Source organism: Paractinoplanes atraurantiacus (assembly GCF_900215205.1).
Taxonomy (GTDB): domain Bacteria; phylum Actinomycetota; class Actinomycetes; order Mycobacteriales; family Micromonosporaceae; genus Actinoplanes; species Actinoplanes atraurantiacus.
In genome coordinates this window covers 259,461-281,328 of sequence record NZ_OBDY01000001.1, presented here as the reverse complement: position 1 = coordinate 281,328, position 21,868 = coordinate 259,461, and the positions used below count along the sequence as shown (strand labels likewise).

The 21,868-nt window shown below is 70.0% G+C and carries 20 protein-coding genes; 7 read left to right on the top strand and 13 right to left on the bottom strand.

Annotated elements, in window-relative coordinates; genetic code table 11:
• Positions 1–9 precede the first annotated feature (9 nt).
• Together CRP55_RS01255 and CRP55_RS01250 are read right to left on the bottom strand one after the other, a co-directional pair.
• Positions 10–1,164: an acyl-CoA dehydrogenase family protein gene (locus CRP55_RS01255; RefSeq protein WP_097317586.1), complete on the bottom strand. Its 1,155-nt coding sequence runs from the start codon at positions 1,162–1,164 to the stop codon at positions 10–12.
• Complete coding sequence (locus CRP55_RS01250) at positions 1,161–1,868, bottom strand: class I SAM-dependent methyltransferase (protein WP_097318665.1); 708 nt, start codon at positions 1,866–1,868, stop codon at positions 1,161–1,163. The genes CRP55_RS01255 and CRP55_RS01250 overlap by 4 nt, the downstream gene beginning before the upstream one ends.
• Before the next feature lie 46 nt (positions 1,869–1,914).
• Between CRP55_RS01250 and CRP55_RS01245 the strand changes: the two genes are divergently transcribed.
• The 4 genes from CRP55_RS01245 to disA all read left to right on the top strand — a co-directional run bounded on the left by CRP55_RS01245 (position 1,915) and on the right by disA (position 6,266).
• A complete protein-coding gene (locus CRP55_RS01245; protein WP_097318666.1) occupies positions 1,915–2,742 on the top strand; it encodes a UbiA family prenyltransferase in 828 nt (275 codons plus the stop codon).
• Positions 2,743–2,826: 84 nt separating this feature from the next.
• Positions 2,827–3,567, top strand: coding sequence for a hypothetical protein (locus CRP55_RS01240; RefSeq protein ID WP_097317585.1), 741 nt, complete (start codon positions 2,827–2,829; stop codon positions 3,565–3,567).
• Between the two features lie 29 nt (positions 3,568–3,596).
• Entirely contained in the window at positions 3,597–5,027 is a 1,431-nt protein-coding gene (gene radA, locus CRP55_RS01235) for a DNA repair protein RadA (protein ID WP_097317584.1), read from the top strand.
• A 51-nt stretch (positions 5,028–5,078) separates the two neighbouring features.
• Positions 5,079–6,266 (top strand): DNA integrity scanning diadenylate cyclase DisA, encoded by a 1,188-nt coding sequence (gene disA / locus CRP55_RS01230; RefSeq protein WP_097317583.1) that lies wholly within the window; start codon positions 5,079–5,081, stop codon positions 6,264–6,266.
• A 62-nt stretch (positions 6,267–6,328) separates the two neighbouring features.
• Here disA and CRP55_RS01225 read toward each other — a convergent pair whose 3' ends face one another.
• The 4 genes from CRP55_RS01225 to CRP55_RS01210 all read right to left on the bottom strand — a co-directional run bounded on the left by CRP55_RS01225 (position 6,329) and on the right by CRP55_RS01210 (position 8,740).
• On the bottom strand, positions 6,329–6,844 hold the full coding sequence (locus CRP55_RS01225) for a 2'-5' RNA ligase family protein (protein ID WP_097317582.1): 516 nt from the start codon (positions 6,842–6,844) through the stop codon (positions 6,329–6,331).
• Positions 6,845–7,630 (bottom strand): adhesin, encoded by a 786-nt coding sequence (locus CRP55_RS01220; RefSeq protein WP_097317581.1) that lies wholly within the window; start codon positions 7,628–7,630, stop codon positions 6,845–6,847.
• Positions 7,631–7,712: 82 nt separating this feature from the next.
• Entirely contained in the window at positions 7,713–8,240 is a 528-nt protein-coding gene (locus tag CRP55_RS01215; protein ID WP_097317580.1) for a peptide deformylase, read from the bottom strand.
• Entirely contained in the window at positions 8,237–8,740 is a 504-nt protein-coding gene (locus CRP55_RS01210) for a glycine cleavage system transcriptional repressor (RefSeq protein ID WP_097317579.1), read from the bottom strand. Before CRP55_RS01210 ends, CRP55_RS01215 begins: the two co-directional genes overlap by 4 nt.
• Before the next feature lie 21 nt (positions 8,741–8,761).
• On the opposite strand from CRP55_RS01210, the gene CRP55_RS01205 reads away from it, so the two are divergent.
• Positions 8,762–9,652: an HhH-GPD family protein gene (locus tag CRP55_RS01205; protein ID WP_097317578.1), complete on the top strand. Its 891-nt coding sequence runs from the start codon at positions 8,762–8,764 to the stop codon at positions 9,650–9,652.
• A 119-nt stretch (positions 9,653–9,771) separates the two neighbouring features.
• On the opposite strand, the gene CRP55_RS01200 is transcribed toward CRP55_RS01205, so the two are convergent.
• Positions 9,772–10,734 carry an arabinan endo-1,5-alpha-L-arabinosidase gene (locus CRP55_RS01200; protein ID WP_097317577.1) on the bottom strand — a complete coding sequence of 321 codons (963 nt, stop codon included), beginning with the start codon at positions 10,732–10,734 and terminating at the stop codon, positions 9,772–9,774.
• 113 nt (positions 10,735–10,847) lie between these two features.
• Here CRP55_RS01200 and CRP55_RS01195 point away from each other — a divergent pair, with 113 nt between their 5' ends.
• Positions 10,848–13,286, top strand: a complete 2,439-nt coding sequence (locus tag CRP55_RS01195; RefSeq protein ID WP_097317576.1) for an alpha-L-arabinofuranosidase family protein — start codon at positions 10,848–10,850, stop codon at positions 13,284–13,286.
• Positions 13,283–14,317 carry a glycoside hydrolase family 43 protein gene (locus tag CRP55_RS01190; RefSeq protein WP_097317575.1) on the top strand — a complete coding sequence of 345 codons (1,035 nt, stop codon included), beginning with the start codon at positions 13,283–13,285 and terminating at the stop codon, positions 14,315–14,317. Before CRP55_RS01195 ends, CRP55_RS01190 begins: the two co-directional genes overlap by 4 nt.
• 273 nt (positions 14,318–14,590) lie before the next feature.
• On the opposite strand, the gene CRP55_RS01185 is transcribed toward CRP55_RS01190, so the two are convergent.
• The 6 genes from CRP55_RS01185 to nadC all read right to left on the bottom strand — a co-directional run bounded on the left by CRP55_RS01185 (position 14,591) and on the right by nadC (position 21,837).
• Positions 14,591–15,190, bottom strand: a complete 600-nt coding sequence (locus CRP55_RS01185; protein ID WP_097317574.1) for a DUF4291 domain-containing protein — start codon at positions 15,188–15,190, stop codon at positions 14,591–14,593.
• 88 nt (positions 15,191–15,278) lie between these two features.
• Positions 15,279–17,801, bottom strand: a complete 2,523-nt coding sequence (locus tag CRP55_RS01180) for an ATP-dependent Clp protease ATP-binding subunit (protein WP_097317573.1) — start codon at positions 17,799–17,801, stop codon at positions 15,279–15,281.
• Between the two features lie 346 nt (positions 17,802–18,147).
• Positions 18,148–18,504 (bottom strand): histone-like nucleoid-structuring protein Lsr2, encoded by a 357-nt coding sequence (locus CRP55_RS01175; protein WP_097317572.1) that lies wholly within the window; start codon positions 18,502–18,504, stop codon positions 18,148–18,150.
• A 108-nt stretch (positions 18,505–18,612) separates the two neighbouring features.
• Positions 18,613–20,121 (bottom strand): lysine--tRNA ligase, encoded by a 1,509-nt coding sequence (gene lysS / locus CRP55_RS01170; protein WP_097317571.1) that lies wholly within the window; start codon positions 20,119–20,121, stop codon positions 18,613–18,615.
• Between the two features lie 53 nt (positions 20,122–20,174).
• Positions 20,175–20,933, bottom strand: coding sequence for a type III pantothenate kinase (locus CRP55_RS01165; RefSeq protein WP_097317570.1), 759 nt, complete (start codon positions 20,931–20,933; stop codon positions 20,175–20,177).
• A gap of 46 nt (positions 20,934–20,979) precedes the next feature.
• Entirely contained in the window at positions 20,980–21,837 is an 858-nt protein-coding gene (gene nadC / locus CRP55_RS01160) for a carboxylating nicotinate-nucleotide diphosphorylase (protein WP_097317569.1), read from the bottom strand.
• Between the last annotated feature and the right edge of the window lie 31 nt (positions 21,838–21,868).

Genomic DNA, 21,868 nt, shown 5'->3' with positions numbered 1-21,868 from the left:
TCCGCGTCGCTACCAACGTGGCGCTGATCCCTCCGAGTCGGGATCGCCGCCGAGCGCGTCCACGCCGAGCCAGTCGGCGCACACGTCGCTGGTGGCCGGTTGCAGCGACCCGGCCCGGGCGTCGCGGTAGAGGCGCTCCAGCGGATGCCCACGGCGCATGGCCGACGTGCCGGCCGCCTCGAGCATCGACGCCGCCACCTCGGCCGCGGTCGTGCCGGCCAGCAGCTTGGCCCGCCACACCCAGCGGGTGGTCTCGGCCTCGCCGGGCTGCTCGTCGACCCGGCGCGCGGCCTCCATCACCGCCAGGTGGGCGGCGGCGACCGCGGCGTCGGCCCGGCCGATCCGAGCCCGGATGGCCGGCAGGTGGCCCAGCTTGCGCTGGTTGACGTGCTCGACCGCGGCGTCGACGGCGGCGCGGGCCACGCCCACGTAGACGGCGGCGTAGCTGGCCACCATCCAGTGCGGGGCCAGCTGGGCGATCACCAGCGCCAGGCCCTCGACGCCGCCGAGCAGCGCACCGGGCGGCACGGTCACGTCGATTTGCAGGTCGTGGGAGCCGGTCGCGCGCATGCCGAGGGCGTCCCAGGTCGGCTCGACGCGCAGGCCGTCGCCGGCCGGCACCAGGAACTGCGAGACCTGGTCGGGGTCGTCGGCGCTGCGGGCGGCGACCAGATAGGCGTCGGCGTGGCCGGCGCCGGAGCAGAAGGTCTTGGCACCCTTGATCCGATATCCGCCGTCCATGTGCTCGTACGACGTCGTGATCTTCGAGAGGCGGGAGCCGGCGCCGCGCTCGCTCATCGCCACCGCGTACCAGGAGCCGGTGGCGGCCGCCCGCAGGTGATCGTCGCGGGCCCGCAGCGCCTCGTCGGCCAGACCCAGAGCCTCGGCCAGCTCGTCACTCACCCCGGCCAGGGCACCGGTGACCGAGGCGTGCATGTTGAAGATCAGAGCGGTCGCGCCGTTGCCGCGGGCCAGCTCGTAGGCGACCGCCGCGTAGTCGGCGAAGCTCGCCCCGGCGCCGCCCAGCCGCTTCGGCGTCATCAGGCCGAAGAAGCCGGCGTCGCGCAGGTCGGCGAAGTCGGCGGCGGGGAAGGAGCCGTCACGGTCGTGCTCGGCCGCGCGGGCCGCGAACCGGGGCGCCAGCCGCCGGGCCTCGTCAATCACGGGGTGGCCTCCTTACGGCCGCGCCCCTGATAGAGCACGGCGGTGGATCGGGTGGGAACGATGCGGCCCGCGCCCCGGCCGAGGGCCAGCCAGCGGAACAACCCGGCGGCGCTGGGCCGCAGGCCGCGCACCTCGAGACGTACGCCATGAAGGGCGAACTCGGCGGTGAGCCGGCCCGGATCGACGAAGAGGGCGGGATCGTGCAGCCCGATCGGGGCCACGCCGATCCACTCGCCCAGGGTGACCGTCACGAAGCGGCTGAGCGCCCCCGAGTTGACCGTGTCGAGCACCAGCAGCCCGCCCGGCCGCAGCACCCGGGACAGCTCGGCCACGGCGGCCGGCAGGTCGGTGACGTGCTCGAGGATCTCGCCGGCGGCCACCACGTCGGCCGAGCCGGTGGCCAGCGGCAGGGCCAGCACGTCGCCGCGCACCGGCGTCACGCCGCGCTGGGCGGCGAGGCTCAGCCCGGAGACGCGCAGGTCGACGCCGACGTGGCGATAGCCCTTGCCGGCCAGGTGAGGGGCGAGCAGCCCGCCGCCGCAGCCGGCGTCCACCAGGATCGCACCGGGTGACACAGCCGGCGGGATCAGAGACGCCCGAGCCTCCGCCAGCCAGTGCAGGAGCTCGAAGCCGCCGCCGGGGCGCCACCACTCGCCGGCGAGGTCGTCGTACTGACGCGGATCGTTACGCGGCATCGACGGCATGTGATCGAGCGTGGCACGCATCCGGCCCAACCACCACACTGCTTTCATGTCCCGCGCTCTCGCGTTGATCAAATCGTCACATCCGGAACCCGGCGGGGCGGTGACGGTGGCCATGACCCTGCTGGCGATCGGCGCTGGTCATCGCGGCTGGGCCATCCTCGGCGTCTTCCTCGCGGTGGGCGCCACCCAGCTGTCCGTCGGATGGGTCAACGACTGGCTCGACGCCGACCGCGACCGCCGCGCGGGCCGGCGGGACAAGCCCGTCGCGTCGGGTGCGGTCAGTCGCCGTACAGTCGGAACCGCGGGTTTGATCGCCTCTTTGGCCATACCCTTCCTGGGCCTTCCGTTCGGACTGTGGCCGGCGATTCTCATCTCGCTGGTCGGCATTTTCGCTCTGCTTTACGACTGGCCGCTGAAGTCCACGGTGTTCTCGGTGGTGCCCTATCTGGTGGCGTTCGGGCTGCTGCCGGCCTTCGTGGTGGTCGCGCTGCCGGGCCATCCGGCGCCACCCGTCTGGCTCGTCGCGGCCGGAGCGTTGCTGGGTGGCGGCGCGCATTTCGCCAATGTGCTGCCCGATCTGGCCGACGATGCCGAAACCGGGGTGCGAGGACTGCCACATGTGCTAGGCGCCACCGGATCTTCCATCGCGGCCGCGGTGCTCCTTCTCGCCGCGACCCTCACGCTGGTCTTCGGGCCCGCCGGGCCTCCGTCGTGGGCGGGCTGGGCGGCGGCCTGCGCCTCCGTCGTGGTCCTGCCGCTTGGGTGGTACGCCATGACGCGCGCCTCGGGACGGGCGGTGGCCATGTTCCGGGCGGTCATCGTGGTCGCCCTGATCGACGTTCTGCTGCTGATCTTCAGCGGCCGGGTGGTGTGAATGGACGGGTCGGCGCACGTGGCCGATCCGCGACCTCTAGGCTGGGGCTTACGCCCTTTGGTGTTCTTTTCTTGGAGGATCGTGATGCGCTCGCTGGGAACCCGCCGCGTCGCACTGGCCGCGGGTGTCGCCACGGTCGCCGTGATGGCGCTGACCGGCTGCTCGGCCGGCCAGGTCGCCGAGACCGCCATTCTGAAGACGCCCATCTCGGGCCTCAACACGCAGAGCCCCGACGGGCGCCTCGAGATCCGCAATCTCCAGGTGGTCTACAACAGCCCCGAGGGTTATGCGGCCGGTGAGAGCGCGCAGCTCGAGCTGAGCCTGTACAACACGACCACGTCGTCGATCCAGGTCTCGATCAGCAGCACGCCGCCGCAGGACTCGACGAACAACGTCGTCTCGGCGCAGCAGATCGGCCTGACCGGCGGCGCCGCCGCGGCCTCGCCCGCGCCCAACCCGGAGCCCTCCGGCAGCCGCGCGTCGCAGGACGAGCAGCCCGGTGGCGTGCCGTCGGCCGACGCCAGCGCGCCGTCGCCCGCCTCCGGCACCGTGCCGAGCGCGCCCAGCGAGCCCGCGCAGCCGCAGGTCGAGCCGGCCCAGATCACCATCCCGGCGCTGAGCAGCGCCACCTTCCTCCCCGAGGACGAGCAGAAGGTGCTGGCCCTCGGGCTCAGCGGCAAGCTCTCTCCGGGCACCTCGCTGGCCGTGACCTTCGAGGTCAGCGGCAACTCGCAGCCCCTGCAGGTGGAGGCGCCGTTCCAGGTGCCGCTGTCGCCGGCCTCGCGGGGCCCGGCGGTCGACGAGCACGAGAACACCGAGGAGTAAATGTCATACCCGCCAGCTAACTTGGCGGGGTGACATCTTCGACCCGCTCGGCCGCTAAAGCGTCTCGTCCCGCTTACGTCTGCGACGCCTGCGGGCACCAGCCGCCGAAATGGCTCGGCCGGTGCCCCGAGTGCGGCGAGTGGGGCTCGGTCATCGAGTCCACGGTGACCACACCGCTCGGCGCGGGCCGGGTGGTCAGCTCCCGCATGCCGGCCGAGCCGGCCCGCCCGATCGCCCAGATCAGCGCCGCCCCGGCCAAGGCCGTGCCGACAAACGTCGGCGAGCTCGACCGGGTGCTCGGCGGCGGCCTGGTGCCGGGCGCGGTGGTGCTGCTGGCCGGCGAGCCCGGTGTGGGCAAGTCCACACTGCTGCTCGACGTCGCCCAGCAGTGGGCGGCCCACTCGGGCTCCGCGTCCCTCGTGGTCAGTGGCGAGGAATCGGTCAGCCAGGTCCGCCTGCGGGCCGAGCGGCTCGGCGCCCTGCACGAAAAGCTCTACCTGGCCTCCGAGAGTGATCTCTCCGCGGTCATGGGCCACCTCGACGCGGTCAAGCCCGGCCTGCTCGTGCTCGACTCGGTGCAGACCATCTCCGCCCCCGGCACCGAGGGCGTGCCCGGCGGCGTCACCCAGGTCCGCGCGGTCACCGCCGCTCTGGTCGGCGTGGCCAAGGAGCGCGGCATCGCCACCGTCCTGGTCGGCCACGTCACCAAGGACGGCCAGGTCGCCGGCCCGCGCGTGCTGGAGCACCTGGTCGACGTGGTGCTCCACTTCGAGGGCGACAAGCATTCGTCGCTGCGCCTGGTCCGCGGCGTCAAGAACCGCTTTGGCGCGGCCGACGAGGTCGGCTGCTTCGAGATGCACGAGGGCGGCATCGCCAGCCTCCCCGACCCGTCCGGGCTGTTCCTCACGCGTTATGCCGAGCCCGTGCCCGGCACCTGCGTGACCGTGGCCATGGAGGGCCGCCGCGCCCTGGTCACCGAGGTGCAGGCGCTGATCGGGGCCGAGGTGCAGGGCTCGCCCCGGCGCACGGTGTCGGGCCTCGACAGCGCCCGGCTGGCCATGGTGCTGGCCGTGCTCGAGCGCCGCACCAAGCAGCTCAAGCTCTACAACCGCGAGGTCTTCGCCGCGACCGTCGGCGGCATCCGGCTCACCGAGCCGTCGGCCGACCTGGCGATGGCCCTGGCCGTCGCCTCCGGCGGCCTCGACCTGGCCATGGCGCCCCACCTGGTGGCGATCGGCGAGGTCGGCCTGACCGGCGAGATCAGGCGGGTCGGCGCGGTCGGCCGGCGCCTGGCCGAGGCGTCCCGGCTCGGCTTCAAGGTGGCGCTGGTGCCGCCCGGTTGCGCGCCCGAGAGCAGCGGCTCGCTCAAGGGCATGGAGGTCATCGAGGTGGCCGACCTGCGGTCCGCGCTGCAGTCCGCGGCCCGGGCTTCGGCCGCCCACGGTGGTGACCGTCGGTGATTCATCGAACCACGCCTCGTTGACCTGGAAGAGGGTCCGTAGAATGTACAGGTGCCGCTCGACCGCGATGGTTCCAAGCCCGCCGCCGCCTCTCCGTCGCCACGACCCGGCGTCAACGGTGCGGCTCATCGTGCGGCGACCACTCCCAGCACCGGCCTCACCGGCGGCGGGGTGACCGCCGACCCGCTCCGCGCCAATCTGGCGCTGATGGCGCCCGGCACGGCCCTGCGCGACGGCCTCGAGCGCATCCTGCGCGGCCGCACCGGCGCGCTCATCGTTCTCGGCTACGACGCCGTCGTCGAGACGATCTGCACCGGCGGCTTCCCGCTCGACGTCGAGTTCTCGGCCACCCGCCTGCGCGAGCTGTGCAAGATGGACGGCGCGGTGGTGCTCTCCAGCGACGGCACCCGCATCGTCCGGGCCGCCGTCCACCTCATGCCCGACCCGTCCATCCCGTCCGAGGAGTCCGGCACGAGGCACCGGACGGCCGAGCGGGTGGCCAAGCAGTCCGGCTTCCCGGTCATCTCGGTGAGCCAGTCGATGCGCATCATCGGGCTGTACGTGAACGGGCAGCGCCACGTCCTCGACGACTCGGCGGCCATCCTGTCGCGGGCCAACCAGGCCCTGGCGACCCTGGAGCGCTACAAGCTCCGCCTCGACGAGGTGTCCGGCACCCTGTCCGCGCTCGAGATCGAAGACCTGGTCACGGTGCGTGACGCCGTGGCGGTCGTGCAGCGCCTCGAGATGGTCCGCCGCATCGCCGACGAGATCTCGGGCTACGTGGTCGAGCTCGGCACCGACGGCCGCCTGCTGGCCCTCCAGCTCGACGAGCTGATGGCCGGCGTCGACTCCGACCGCACCCTGGTCATCCGCGACTACCTGCCGAGCGGCCGCAAGGCCCGCACGCTGGACGAGGCACTGGTCGAGCTCGACCTGCTCACCGCCACCGAGATGATCGACCTGGTGGCGGTGGCCAAGGCCATCGGATATCCGGGCGCCTCCGACGCGCTGGACGCGGCGGTCTCCCCCCGAGGCTTCCGCCTGCTGGCCAAGGTCCCGCGCCTGCCCACCCAGATCGTCGACCGCCTGGTCGACCACTTCGGCAGCCTCCAGCGTCTGCTGGGCGCCACGGTGGAAGACCTCCAGGCCGTCGACGGGGTGGGCGACGCCCGAGCCCGCGGCGTCCGCGAGGGCCTCTCCCGCCTGGCCGAGGCCTCAATCCTCGAACGCTACGTCTGACCGGCACGCCGGGCCCCTTCCCGACTGAGCCCATCCCGCGCGGGCCGGCCTGCGTGGTCGCGTCAGGGCAGCGGCTCGGCGATGTCGTTCGCGTGGTCGGTGACTGAGGCGCCGGTGACCGTGGCCGTCAAAGGGAGCATCTCCAGGCAGCGGCGGATGGCGGGGGCCATCACCGGGTTGGGGACGCGCATCGAGACCGTGCAGTGCGGGACCCACTTGCCGGGGCGGTAGAGGTCCCAGGTCTCCACGCCGGCCGCCGCCAGCCTCTCGTGGACCTGGCGATGGTGGTCCAGCAGCTCGGCCGTCGGGGTCACGCCCAACCACAGCACCCGGCCCACGAACTGGCCGACGAAATCCAGGTGCAAGGTGAGCGGGCGGGCGACCGTCATGTCGGACAGGGCTGACACCACGGCCGACGGGGGCAGCGTGCGCGCGGCGGCCAGGGAGACGTGCGGGCGGTGCTTGTCGTTCAGCAGCGACGCCAAAGTGGGCACGCCCTCCTCCTCGAGGGCGCGCCACAACGTCCGTACCCGTCTGGTCGCGTCGACGTCCAGGTACAGCTCGAGAGCTGCGACCACTTAGGACGTGATGGTGAGAGTCACCGGCTGGCTGACCAGGGTGCCCAGGCGGCCGCGGAGCTCGAACGTGCCGGGCGGCGGGTTCGGGCCCGAGGCGGCGCCGCCGGAGCAGCTGCTCGACTGGCGGCCGTTCCACGTCACCTTGTAGTTGAGCTCCTGGCCCGCGGTCAGCTGACGGACGTCGCTGCCCTTGGCGGTGCTGCACGTGTCCGACGACCAGTACTTCTGGGCGCCCGAGTCGATGTACAGCTCCTGCGGGTCGGCGCCGACGTCGCGCGAGCAGGTGCGGGTGCCGGTGTTCTTTATCTTGAGCTCTATCTGAACGGCGTTGCCCCGCTTGAGCTGCGTCTGCGCCGGAACGGGCGTCACCGACATCTCGGTGTCGGTGCAGGTCGCGTCGGTCGGGGCGTTGACGTTCGCGTTCTGGCCGCCGTTCGCGTTCTGGCCGCCGTTGGCCGCCGTGTTCGCCGGCAACGTCGGGCCGGTCGCCGTGGCGGTGGTGGGCTGCGGCTGTTGGCCCGGCTGCTGCGACTCGACGTCACCCGGAGCCGGCAGGGACGGGCCGCCGCCGGTGGCGCCGTCCAGGAACGACGGCTCGGTGGTCGGCGCGGACGCCGGCGCCGGTGTCGGCAGCTGCGACGACGAGGTGCCCTTGGGGTTGCCCTTGTCGTCGTTGCCGGAACAGGAAACGAACAGCACGATGATGCCGAGCAGGACAGCGCCCAGCACGACCGCACGACGCCGCCAGTAGACGGCGGAAGGAAGGGGACCAACCGTCGATCGCATAGTGGGGTCACCGTAAACCCGGACGGCACAGACGAAGGCCGCGACGCGCCGGGGTATGCGACACCGACTCACGGCTGTGTCGTTATAGATAGACCTTGCGCTGGTAGATGGCGTGCGCCCCGGCGACCCGATCGAGAAAAAGCTTTCCGTCGCAGTGGTCGATCTCGTGTTGCAGCGCCCGCGCCTCGAACGCGTCGGTCGTGACGGTCACCGGCTCGCCACTGCCCGGCAGCATCGCGGAGACGACGACCCGGCCCGCCCGCTTCACGTCGCCGGTCAGATCGGGCACCGACATGCAGCCCTCACGACCGGCCTTCCAGCGGCTGGCCTCGATGACCTTGGCGTTGCAGAGGACGAACGCGCCATGCACCGTGGACGCCTTCGGATGGCCGGTCACATCGACGCAGAAGACCTGCGCGCCGACGCCGACCTGCGGCGCGGCCAGCCCGACACAGCCCGGCGAGACCCGCATGGTGGCGACCAGATCGGCGGCCAGCCGGACCACCTCCGGCGACGTCGGGTCGACCTCGTCGCCGACGGCGCCCAGCACCGGCGCCGGGGCGGTGACGACGGGAAGCACGCGGCCGTCGGGGCCGGCCCAAGCGATCACAGGATCTCCGGCTCGGCCTGGCGCAGGGTCACGTCGACGCCCAGCTCGGCGGCGGCCACGGCCAGCTGCTGGGCCAGCTCGTCGCCGGCCGCGGGCGGGAGGTCGACCTCGGCGACCAGCACGTACAGGGTCCCGGCGAGGCGGGTCGACAGGTCGGTGATGTTCCCGCCGGCCGCGGCCACGACCCGCGTCACGGCGGCGACTATGCCGAGCCGGTCGGCACCGTGGACGCTCACCACCCACGGTTCGCCGTCCTTCACCCCGTACGACTCGGGGGAAACCGAACGCACCTGGGTGACCACGTCCTTCAGTGAGCCGAGGGCGGCCTCGGCCTCGGCCGAAGCCGGACCGGTGCAGATCAGCGTCATGGTGAAGTGACCGCGCAGGCGCGTCATGGTGGAGTCGGTCAGGTTGGCGCCGACCGCGGCCAGCGCCTCGGACACGTCGGCGACGATGCCGGGACGGTCCGGCCCGATCACTGTGATGGCCAGCTCATGCACTCACCTACAGTAAGACCTGCCATGACTCTCGCCGAAGACGCCATCGCCTGGTACGACGCCAACGCCCGCGATCTGCCCTGGCGGCAACCCGACACGACCCCGTGGGGGGTGCTGGTCAGTGAGGTGATGCTCCAGCAGACCCCGGTCGTACGGGTGGAGCCCGCCTGGCACGCCTGGATGACCCGCTGGCCGACACCGGCCGCCCTCGCCGCCGACCCGCCGTCGGAGGCGATCCGCATGTGGGGCCGGCTCGGCTACCCCCGCCGGGCGATGAGGCTGCACGCCTGCGCGGTGGCGATGGTCGAAAGGCACGGCGGGGACGTCCCGTCCGATCTCGATCAGCTGCTCGCCCTGCCCGGCGTCGGCACCTACACGGGCCGGGCGGTGGCGACGTTCGCGTACGGTCAGCGCCACCCGGTCGTCGACACGAACGTCCGCCGGGTCGTGTCCCGAGCGGTCGAGGGCAAGCCGGACGCCGGCCCGGCCACCACGGCGGCCGACCTGGCGGCGATGGAGGAGCTGCTGCCTGCTTCCCCGGCGGTCGCGGCCCGGGCGAGCATCGCGTTCATGGAGCTGGGCGCGATCGTGTGCACGGCCCGTTCCCCGCGCTGCCCGTCGTGCCCGTTCGAGAAGGTCTGCGCCTGGCGCCTGGACGGCTCCCCGCCGCTGGAGGGCCCGAGCCGCAAGAGGCAGACGTACGCGGGCACGGACCGCCAGGTGCGCGGCCTGCTCCTGGAGGTCCTGCGCCACGCGACCGGCCCGGTCCCTCAGCAACGCCTCGATCTCGTCTGGACCGACGAGGTGCAGCGGGCCCGGGCGTTGTCCGGCCTGGTCGAGGACGGCTTGGTGGAACCGTTCGGAACTGCGTCATTCGTGCTGGCCGGCGACTCGTTCGAGGTACAGACCTTGTAGGCGCCGCTTGTCCACAGCATCGGGTTGTCCACAGGCCGCCGGCACGATCTTGCCGTTTTACGGGATGATTTTGTGCAGGATGGGGGCCCCCTTTGGGAGGGCGGGGTCCGTGTCGGGGACTAATAGACGTAGGGCCAGCCCGCCGAGTCGTACGCCAGCAAGTTGATGCCGAGGCGGGCGGTGCCGTTGTCGGCGTAGTAGTGGTAGGCGAGGACGTCGGCGTCGGTGTCGGTGAAGACGGACTGGCCTCCCGGGCCGTGGATGCTGCCCTGGCCGGCCAGGATCTCGGTGCCGCCGCCGCTGGTCATGGCGGTGCCGTTGCGGTCGGTGAACGGGCCGGTCGGGCTCGTCGAACGGCCGACCATGATGCGGTAGGTGCTCGAGGCGCCCCGGCAGCAGAGGTCGAACGAGACGGCCAGGTAGTAGTACGAGCCGTGCCGGAAGAGGAACGGGGCCTCGATCGCGCCGCCGCCGCGGCCGGCCAGGGAGCGGATCGTGCTGTCGAGGCGCTTGCCGGTGGAGGCGTTCAGCTGCACCTGTTTGATGCCGCTCCAGAACGAGCCGAACGACAGCCACCAGCGGCCGGACGAGTCGACGTACAGGTTGGGGTCGATCGCGTTGAAGTTGTCGGTGGTGCGTGACTCGATGACCAGGCCCTGGTTGGTCCAGGAGCCGGCGGCGCCGGTCGTGCTGGTGGCCAGGAAGATCGCCGAGCGGTTCGAGCCGAAGGTCGAGGCCGAGTAGTACATGTAATAGCGGCCGTTGCGGTACGACACGTCCGGCGCCCACAGGTTGGCGCTGCCGCCGGTGTACGACGTGGTCCACGACGCGCCGTTGGGGAACGCGACCCCGGCGTCGCGGAACGCGGCGCGGTCGGTCGACGTCTTGAGCGAGATGTTGTTGCCGGTGTGGGCTATCAGGTAGGTGCCGTCCGGCTTCTTGATCATGCCGGGGTCGTGGACGTTGACGCTTCCGGTGACCACGCCGGGGCCCGGGTAGGCGAGCGCGGGCTCGGCCGCGACGAGGGAGGCGGCGAGGACCGCGGCCACGGCGGTGAGGGCGGTGAGGCTCTTGAATCTCATGCTTCGAGGCTCCTGACATTTCGGTTGTGTTACCGCTAGGGTTAACGTTCACATAGATAGTCGTCAAGGTATTACGTGTGCCGTGCTGTTTACGTGAACAGAGAGGGTCATCTATGCCGCGCCTCTTCGCCGGTGCGCTTGTCGCGCTGGTGGCTCTACCGCTAGTGGGAGCGCCGCCGGCTGCCTCACCCGACTACACGATCACCGTCGACGCCTCGACCCGGGGCGCCGAGATCAGTGACTCGATGTACGGCGTCTTCTTCGAGGACATCAACTGGGCCGCGGACGGCGGCCTCTACGCGGAGCTCATCCGGAACCGGTCGTTCGAGTTCTCCCCCGCCGACAACGCGGCCTACAACGGGCTCACCGGCTGGACCGTCACCGGCGCCGCCTCGGCCACCGACGACGAGGCGCGACTCAATGAGCGCAACCGGACATATCTCGATCTGAATGGCAGTGCGACCAGCTCGCCCTTCGCTACCGTCCTGGGCGACTTTTACGACTTCTCCGTTTGGGCGCGGGCCGACGCCGCCACACGTTTGACCATTACACTCGGCGCCGCCCGGCAAATCGTAAATGTCCGAAGTAGCGGGGCCAACGGCTGGGCCAAGTACAGCGGATCGTTCCGGGCGACGACGACCACCGACGCGGCGACGCTGAAAGTGGAGAGCAGCGGGCCGGTCAAATTGGACATGGTGTCGCTCTTTCCGCGGAAGACGTTCAAGGGGCACGGGCTGCGCACCGACCTGGCCACGAAGATCGCCGCGCTCGATCCGGGCTTCGTCCGCTTTCCGGGCGGCTGCCTGGTCAACACCGGCAGCATGTACGGATATGACGCCGCGTCCGGATATCCGCGCGCTCGCTCGTATCAGTGGAAGGACACGGTCGGGCCAGTCGAGACCCGCGCCACCAACGCCAACTTCTGGGGCTACAACCAGAGCTACGGCCTCGGCTACTACGAGTACTTCCAGTTCGCCGAAGACATCGGCGCCGCTCCCCTGCCCGTCGTGCCGGCGCTGGTCACCGGCTGCGGCCAGAACCGCGCCACCGACGACCCGGCCCTGCTCCAGCGGCACATCCAGGACACCCTCGACCTGATCGAGTTCGCCAACGGGCCGGTCACCTCGACGTGGGGCAAGCTGCGAGCGCGGATGGGCCACCCGAAGCCGTTCGGGCTGAGCATGATCGCGGTCGGCAACGAGGAGAACCTGCCCGACGCGTACTTCGCGAACTATCTGAAGTTCCGGGACGCGATCAAGGCTGCGTACCCCCAAATCACGGTTATCGGAAACTCGGGGCCCGACGACCAGGGAGCCACCTTCGACCGGTTGTGGCAGCTCAACCGGGATGCGAAATCGGACATGGTGGACGAGCACTACTACAACAGCCCGTCCTGGTTCCTGCAGAACAACGCGCGCTACAACGCGTACGACCGAAATGGACCGAAGGTCTTCCTCGGTGAGTACGCGTCGCAGGACGCCAAGTTCGCCAACTCGCTGGCCGAGGCCGCGTACATGACCGGTCTCGAGCGCAACGCCGACGTGGTCAAGATGGCGTCGTACGCGCCGCTGCTGGCCAACATCGACCATGTGCAGTGGCGGCCCGACCTGATCTGGTTCGACGCCGACGAGTCGTGGGGCACCACGAGCTACCAGACGCAGAAGCTGTTCATGAACAACGTCGGCGACCGGGTGGTGCCCTCGTCCGTCACCGGCGCGGTCGTGCAGCCCAAGCCGATCGCCGGGCGCGTCGGACTGTCCACCTGGGCCACCGCCGCCCGCTACGACGACGTCAAGGTCACCGGCACCGACGGCACGGTGCTGTTCAGCGACGACTTCGCCGACGGCGACGCGAACGGCTGGACGTCGCTGAGCAACCGCGGCACCTGGGCGGTGCAGGACGGCGCGTACGTGCAGTCGGACACCGCCGCGACCAACACGATGGTGGCCGCGGCCACCGACATCACGGCCACCGACTACGACATCACGCTGAAGGCGACCAAGACCGCCGGCGCCGAGGGCTTCCTCATCCCGTTCGGGATCAAGGACTCCGACACCTGGTACTGGTGGAACCTGGGCGGCTGGAACAACACGCAGGGCGCGGTCGAGAAGGCGTCCGGCAGCGCCGACGCCAAGGAGCAGCTGCTGACCAGGCCGGACTCGGTGGTCACGGGGCAGACCTACAACCTGACCATTCAGGTACGGGGTACGAAGGTGACCCTGATCCGCGACGGTGAGGTGTGGGGAAGCTTCGACGACAACAAGGTCACCGAGCCGTTCGCCCAGGTGATCACCCAGGACGGTCGTGATCTGATCGTCAAGGTCGTCAACGCGCAGGACAAGCCGGCGTTGACGAAGGTCGGCCTGGACGGCATCAAGGTCGCCCCGACCGGGCGGATGACCGTGCTGGCCGGCGACCCGGGCGAGCAGAACACCCGCAGCGCCGAGCCCATCCAGCCGGTCACGTCGACGGTCCGCGGGCTGGGCTCCACGTTCACCCGCGAGTTCCCGGCCAACTCGATCACGTTCCTGCGCCTGAGGAGGACCGCATGACGTCCCGCCGAGCCCTGCTCACCGGATCGCTCGGGCTGGCCACGCTGGCCGGGCTGTCGTCGGCCTCGGCGGCGTCGGCCGCCGCACCGGCCGCGCCGCTGGTCACCCAGCGGGCCGATCCGTTCATCACGCCCCGGACCGGCGGGAAGTACTACTTCACCGGATCGGTGCCGGAGTACGACCGGATCGCCCTGCGCGGAGCTTCCACTTTGACCGGTTTGTCGTCGGCGCCGGAGACCGTGATCTGGCGGCGGCCGGCCAGCGGCACGATGGCCGGGCACATCTGGGCGCCGGAGCTGCACCGGATCAACGGCCGCTGGTACATCTACTTCGCGGCCGGCGACTCCGACGACGTCTTCCGGATCCGCACTTACGTGCTGGAGTCGCCGCTGGCCGACCCGTTGGACGCGAGCGGCTGGCAGCTCAAGACGAAGCTGAAGACCGAGTGGGACGGGTTCACGCTCGACGCGACGACCTTCGCCCACCGCGGGAGCCGCTACCTGGTGTGGGCGCAGAGCGAGCCGGAGATCGCGGTCAACACGAGCCTCTACATCGCCCGGATGAGCAATCCGTGGACGCTGGCCACGAAGCCGACCCGGATCACCACGCCGACCCGCCCCTGGGAGATCCAGGGCTACCGGGTCAACGAGGGCCCGGCCGTGATCATCCGCAACGGCCGCGTCTTTCTGAGCTTCTCGGCCAGTGCCACCGACGCCCGCTATTGCATGGGGCTGCTCACCGCCCCGGCCAACGCCGACCTGCTCAACCGGGCGTCGTGGACGAAGACTCCGGATCCGGTCTTCGTCTCGAACCCGGCGACGTCGCAGTACGGCCCCGGCCACAACTCGTTCACGGTGGCCGAGGACGGCGTGACCGACGTGCTGGTCTACCACGCCCGCGACTACCGGGACATCACGGGCGATCCGCTCTACGACCCGAACCGCCACACCCGCATCCAGCGCCTGAACTGGAACGCCGACGGCACCCCGTCGTTCGGCGTCCCGTCGGGCGGAGCCGGCCCGATCACCTGATCCCGCGCGCGCCGGGCCGGACCGGCCCCCCAAATCGGCCCGGCGCGCGCCCCTTCCCGAGCGCTCCCGCAGCGACCCCAAAGCTGGCGCGAAGAACGAGCCCAAAGCCGACGCGGAGGAAGGGCTAAGGCTGGCGGAGGAAGGGGCCAAGGCTGGCGCGGAGGAAGGGCGCGGAGAACAACCCCAAGGCCGGCGCGAAGGAAGGGGACGAGGCCGGCGCGGAGGACGGGCGCCCATGGTCGGCAGGAGGGGCGGGGCAGGCCTGAGGCCGAGCTAACTCGCTCCGAGCCGCTCGGCGATGTCCGTGGGCAGTGGGTAGGTTCGCTCCTCTGGAAGCAGCGCCGCCGCAGCCGGCTCGTCGCCGTCGGTCAGGCGCTGCCGGATCTCGCGGGCGCGAGCGGTCACTTCCGTGATCCCGGCGATCCACTCGTCCACGTATCTGTCCACGGCCTCGCCGGACAGACCGACCTGCAACGACCGGTACGGCAGCTCGCCCAGGCGCAGTGATCGCTCCGGGTCCCACTGCACCCGCACCGGGCTGCGCTTGAGCTCACGGCTCCACTGCGCACTGTCGGCGTGCAGGGCGCGGTCGTAGTGGCTCAGTACGGCCCGGCGCAACGCCCACTCGAAGCCGGCCCGGTCGATCGAGACGGCGAGCACCCGCTCCTGGCCCTCCTTCTCGGCCCAGCCGCAGCGGTACATCATCCACAGGAACGACGGCTTGATCCACGTCATCCGCTCGCGCTTGAACGGCGGCACGAAGCGGCCCGCTTGGAGCGCGGCATCGGCGATCGGCGCCGCGTACGCCTGGTAGACCGTGATGGTGGTGTCGTCGTACACCGCCCTGACTTCTCGGTAGTTCACGATCGTCATGGTGATCGCCGCCGGCGCGTGTGGCCACCGAAATACGCAACGGCCCGGCTGCGAAAGCAGCCGGGCCGTTGGTCGTTGCTAGCGGGTCTTACTCCTCGGTGGCGGTGGCGCCGAGGTCGGCGGGCACCGCGTCGGGGACCGAGACGCCACGGTCGGCGCCACGGAAGACCAGCTTGGACTGCTCGATGTTCTCCGGGTCGCCTTCGCAGTCGACCACGACGATCTGGCCGGGGCGCAGCTCGTTGAACAGGATCTGCTCCGACAGCGCGTCTTCCAGGTCGCGCTGGATGGTCCGGCGCAGCGGCCGGGCACCCAGGACCGGGTCGAAGCCCTTCTTCGCCAGGTACTTCTTCGCGTTGTCGGTCAGCTCCAGACCCATGTCCTTGTTCTTGAGCTGAGACTCGATCCGCGCGGTGAAGATGTCGACGATCTCGAGGATCTCGTTCTGGCGCAGCTGGTGGAAGACGATCGTGTCGTCGATACGGTTGAGGAACTCCGGGCGGAAGTGCTGCTTCAGCTCGTCGTTGACCTTGACCTTCATCCGCTCGTAGTTGGACTCCTCGGCCTCGGAGGCCTGGAAGCCCAGCGACACCGCCTTGGCCACGTCACGCGTGCCCAGGTTGGTGGTGAGGATGATGACGGTGTTTTTGAAGTCGACGATGCGGCCCTGGCCGTCGGTCAGGCGACCGTCCTCCAGGATCTGCAGCAGCGTGTTGAAGACGTCCGGGTGGGCCTTTTCGATCTCGTCGAACAGGACCACCGAGAACGGCTTGCGGCGGACCTTCTCGGTCAGCTGGCCACCCTCGTCGTAGCCGACGTAGCCGGGAGGGGCACCGACGAGGCGGGACACCGTGTACCGGTCGTGGAACTCCGACATGTCGAGCTGGATCAGGGCGTCCTCGGAGCCGAAGAGGAACTCGGCCAGCGCCTTGGACAGCTCGGTCTTACCGACACCGGACGGGCCGGCGAAGATGAACGAGCCGGACGGGCGCTTCGGGTCCTTCAGGCCGGCGCGGGTACGCCGGATCGCCTTGGAGACCGCCTTGACCGCGTCCTCCTGGCCGATGACGCGCTTGTGGAGCTCGTCCTCCATGCGCAGCAGCCGGGAGGTCTCCTCCTCGGTGAGCTTGTAGACCGGGATGCCGGTCCAGTTGCCCAGCACCTCGGCGATCTGCTCGTCGTCGACCTCGGACACGACGTCGAGGTCGCCGGCCTTCCACTCCTTCTCCCGCTGCGCCTTCTGGCCCAGCAGCTGCTTCTCCTTGTCGCGCAGCTGGGCGGCCCGCTCGAAGTCCTGCGCGTCGATCGCGGACTCCTTGTCGCGCCGCACCTGGGCGATGCGCTCGTCGAAGTCACGCAGGTCCGGCGGCGCGGTCATCCGGCGGATGCGCATCCGGGCGCCGGCCTCGTCGATCAGGTCGATCGCCTTGTCCGGCAGGAAGCGGTCCGAGATGTACCGGTCGGCCAGCGTCGCCGCGGCCACCAGGGCGGCGTCGGTGATGCTGATCCGGTGGTGCGCCTCGTACCGGTCGCGGAGACCCTTGAGGATCTCGATGGTGTGGGCCAGGGACGGCTCGCCGACCTGGATGGGCTGGAAGCGGCGCTCGAGAGCGGCGTCCTTCTCCAGGTGCTTGCGGTACTCGTCGAGGGTGGTGGCGCCGATGGTCTGCAGCTCGCCGCGGGCCAGCATCGGCTTGAGGATGCTGGCGGCGTCGATCGCGCCCTCGGCGGCACCCGCACCCACCAGGGTGTGGATCTCGTCGATGAACAGGATGATGTCGCCGCGGGTGCGGATCTCCTTGAGCACCTTCTTGAGGCGCTCCTCGAAGTCACCGCGGTAGCGGGAACCGGCGACCAGCGCGCCGAGGTCGAGCGTGTAGAGCTGCTTGTCCTTCAGCGTCTCGGGCACCTCGCCCTTGACGATGGACTGGGACAGCCCCTCGACGACGGCGGTCTTGCCGACGCCGGGCTCGCCGATCAGCACCGGGTTGTTCTTGGTGCGGCGGGACAGCACCTGCATGACCCGCTCGATCTCTTTCTCGCGCCCGATGACCGGGTCGAGCTTGCCCTCGCGGGCGGCCTGGGTCAGGTTGCGGCCGAACTGGTCGAGCACCAGGCTGGTCGACGGCGCGGCCTCGCCCGCCGCCGCACCGGCCGCGGCCGGCTCCTTGCCCTGGTAGCCCGAGAGCAGCTGAATGACCTGCTGGCGGACCCGGTTGAGGTCGGCGCCGAGCTTGACCAGCACCTGGGCGGCGACGCCCTCGCCCTCGCGGATCAGGCCGAGCAGGATGTGCTCGGTGCCGATGTAGTTGTGGCCGAGCTGCAGCGCCTCGCGCAGCGACAGCTCGAGAACCTTCTTGGCGCGGGGCGTGAACGGGATGTGCCCGCTCGGCGCCTGCTGACCCTGGCCGATGATTTCCTCGACCTGCTGCCGCACTCCCTCCAGGGAGATGCCGAGGCTCTCCAGAGCCTTGGCGGCGACGCCCTCGCCCTCGTGGATCAGGCCGAGCAGGATGTGCTCTGTCCCGATGTAGTTGTGGTTGAGCATCCGGGCCTCTTCTTGGGCCAGGACGACAACCCGTCGCGCTCGGTCGGTGAACCGCTCGAACATGCCCTCGTGCTCCTCACGTGCCGTGCGCCAATGAACTGGCGGGGCCAGCGCACTCGGCATCGGTGATGCCCGTGCTGTTACTACTCTATCGCCGCCGGGTGGTCTTGCCGGGTCCTCGTGCTCCCTTGAAACCGTCCGCAACGTTGATTTAGCCAACTTCGCACGCTCAGCGGCTGTTCCCCCAGTGGAACGTCTACGCGGACAGCGAAATCCCCGGAAACCTCTGTCCACAGCCTGTGGACAACACCCCTGAGCCTGTGGATAACCCTACCGATCCCCACCGAAGAACGACCGAAAGACGAAGAAGGCCCGCCGCGCACCGCGCGACGGGCCCTCTCGAGACCTCTCAGGCCCTACCGGGGCCCTTGGTGTGGAACTCGTCGACGATCTCCTGGGGGATGCGGCCCCGGTCGGAGATGTCCTTGCCGGCCTTCTTGGCCCACTCCCGGATCGCCTTGTTCTGCTCCCGGTCGGCCGTCGCGCCGCCACGGCCGCGGGCGGCTCGGCCGCCGACGACCACGCCGCCCCGGGCGACCTTGGAACCGGACGTCACGTACGGCTCGAAGACCTCCCGCAATTTGGCCGCGTTCTTCTCCGAGAGATCGATCTCGTACTGAATGCCGTCGAGCGCGAACTTCACGGTCTCGTCGGCGTCACCTCCGCTGAGGTCATCGACCAGCTTGTGAATGATCTGCTTGGCCACGCGCCGCTATCCTCCCGAGCACAGGTTCTCCCCTTAAAGCAACGCACAGACAATAACGCCAGGGCGGCGCGGCGCGTCAATGGCGGTCAGAACATTTCGGTGACGGTGTTACTCGGGGCGCACGAGCGGGAACAGGATCGTTTCCCGAATGCCGAGGCCGGTGAGCGCCATCAACAGCCGGTCGATTCCCATTCCCATCCCGCCCGACGGCGGCATTCCGTACTCCATCGCCCGGAGGAAATCCTCGTCGAGCTGCATGGCCTCGGGATCGCCGCCGGCCGCGAGCAACGACTGCGCGACCAGACGATCGCGCTGGACCACCGGGTCGACGAGCTCGGAATAGGCGGTGGCCAACTCGAAGCCCATCACGTAGAGGTCCCACTTCTCCGTGAGACCGGGCGTTTCGCGGTGTGCACGGGTGAGCGGAGCGGTCTCTTCGGGATAATCCCGCACAAATGTCGGCTCCTGCAGCGTGTGCTGCACCAGGTGCTCGAACAGCTCCTCGACGAGCTTGCCCGGGCCCCACTTCGGGTCGACGGAAAGGTCGTGCTTTTCCGCGTACCGCTGAAGTTGCGCGAGATCGGTCTCCGGCGTGACTTCTTCGCCGAGCGCGGCCGAGAGGGAACCGTAGAGGGTGACCGTCGCCCACTCGCCGCCGAGATCCAACTCGCGGCCGTCGAAGTGGGTCACCACATGCGATCCGGAGACCGCGGTCGCGGCTTCCTGAATCCACTCGCGCACCTGCGACTGCATGACGTTGTAGTCGGCGTACGCCTGGTACGCCTCGAGCATCGCGAACTCCGGCGAGTGGGTGGAGTCCATACCCTCATTGCGGAAGTTGCGGTTGATCTCGAAGACGCGGTCGATGCCGCCGACGACGGCCCGCTTCAAAAACAGTTCCGGCGCGATCCGCAGATAGAGATCGGTGTCGAGAGCGTTGCTGTGCGTCACAAATGGGCGGGCTGCGGCGCCGCCGTGCAGCAACTGCAACATCGGCGTTTCCACCTCGAGGAAATCGCGGCGGAACAGCGACTCGCGAAGGCTGCGAACGACCGTCGCGCGGGTACGCACGGTCTCGCGCGCCTGCGGCCGCACGATGAGATCGACATACCGCTGGCGCACGCGCGTCTCCTCGGAGAGCGGCTTGTGCGCGACCGGGAGCGGGCGCAGCGCCTTGGCGTTCATCTGCCAGGTGTCGGCCAGCACGGACAGCTCACCGCGCCGGCTGGTGATCACCTCGCCGGTGACGCCGACCAGGTCGCCCAGGTCGACCAGCTGCTTCCAGCTGGTCAGGGCGGCCTCGCCGACCTTGTCGAGGGACAGCATGGCCTGCAGCTCGGTCCCGTCGCCGTCGCGCAGGGTGACGAAGCAGAGCTTGCCGCCATTGCGGATGAAGATGATCCGGCCGGTGATCGAGACCTGGTCGCCGGTGGCGTGGTCGATCGGCAGATCGGTGTACTTCTCGCGGAGCTCCTTGAGCGTCGCCGTCCGAGGCACGGTCACGGGGTAGGGCGCGATCCCCTCGGCGAGCAGCCGGTCCCGCTTCGACCGGCGGACCCGCATCTGCTCGGGTAGGTCCTCGGCGGGGTCAGTTGCGGGCACATTCTGCTCGGTCACGGCACGACTCTCTGTACGGGCTGCATGGGCCCTGAAAGCCTACTCAGCCGCGCTCAGACGTTCCGCTCATATACCATCCGCAGCCCGATCAGCGTGATCATCGGCTCATACGCGGTGATCGTCCGGCACTCGTCCTTGACCAGTCCGGCCAGGCCACCGGTGGCGATGACGGCCGAGACCGGCCCGATCTCCTCGATCATCTTGGACACGATGCCGTCGACCTGGCCGGCGAAGCCGAAGTACATGCCGGACTGCAGGCACTCGACCGTGTTCTTGCCGATCACCGATTTCGGCTTGGCCGGCTCGACCTTGCGCAGCTGGGCGGCCCGGGCGGCCAGGGCGTCGAAGGAGATCTCGATGCCGGGGGCGAAGGCGCCGCCCAGGAACTCGCCCTTGGCGCTGATCACGTCGAAGTTGGTGGTGGTGCCGAAGTCGACCACGATCGACGGTCCGCCGTAGAGGGCGTGCGCGGCCAGCGTGTTGACCACGCGGTCGGCGCCGACCTCCTTGGGGTTGTCGATGGCCAGCTGGACGCCGGTCTTCACCCCCGGCTCGACGATCACGTTGGGCAGGTCGCCGTAGTAGCGGGCCAGCATGGTGCGCAGGCTGCGCAGGGCGGCCGGCACGGTCGAGCAGGCCGCCACCCCGGTGATCTCCACGGCGTCGCCGGCCAGCAGCCCGCGGAACATCAGGCCGAGCTCGTCCGCGGTGGAGCGGGCGTCGGTCTTGATCCGCCAGTTGTGCACGAGCTTGTCGCCGTCGAAGGTCGCCAGCACCGTGTTCGTGTTACCGATGTCAATACAGAGCAGCACGGTGCGGTCCCTTCCACATTCGGCTATTGAGATACATGGTCGCAGGTCAGCGCGGGCGGAGGTCCAGGGCGATGTCCAGGATGGGCGACGAGTGGGTCAGGGCGCCCACCGAGAGGTAGTCGACGCCGGTGGCCGCGTACGCCTCGGCGGTCCGCAGGGTCAGGTTGCCGGTGGCCTCGAGCTCGGCCCGGTCGCCGACCGCCTCGACGACCTCGCGCAGGGCCTCGGTGGTCATGTTGTCGCAGAGCAGGAAGGTGGCGCCGGCCTCGACCGCCTCCCGGGCCTCGGCCAGCGTGGTGACCTCGACCTGGACGGGGACATCGGGGAAGGACTCACGGACTTTCCGGTACGCGGCGGTGATGCTCCCGGCCGCCAGCTTGTGGTTGTCCTTGATCATCGCGACGTCGTAGAGGCCCATGCGCTTGTTGGTGCCGCCGCCGGCCCGTACGGCGTACTTCTCCAGAGCTCGCAGGCCCGGAGTGGTCTTGCGGGTGTCGAGGACGGTGGCCTTGGTGCCCTCGAGGAGGTCGGCCCAGCGGCGGGTGTGTGTGGCCACGCCGGACATGCGGCTGATCAGGTTGAGCGCGGTGCGCTCGGCGGTCAGCAGCGACCGGGTGGGCCCGGTGATCACGGCCAGGACGTCGCCGCGGGTGACCCGGGCGCCCTCCTCGACCAGCTGCTCGAAGGTGGCCGTGCCGCCGGAGGTGACCGCGAAGACCTGGGCCGCCACCGGCAGGCCGGCGACGACGCCGTCGGCCCGGGCGACGAGCTCGGCGGTGTCCACCTGGCCGCCGGGGATGGTGGCCTCGCTGGTGACGTCGCGCGGCGGGTCACCGAGGTCCTCGGCCAGCGCGGTGTAGACGATCCGCTCGACTTCGGCCAGGTCGAGTCCCTTGTCGGTCATGCCGTGGTCTCCTTGCGCTCCCGTGTGAGTC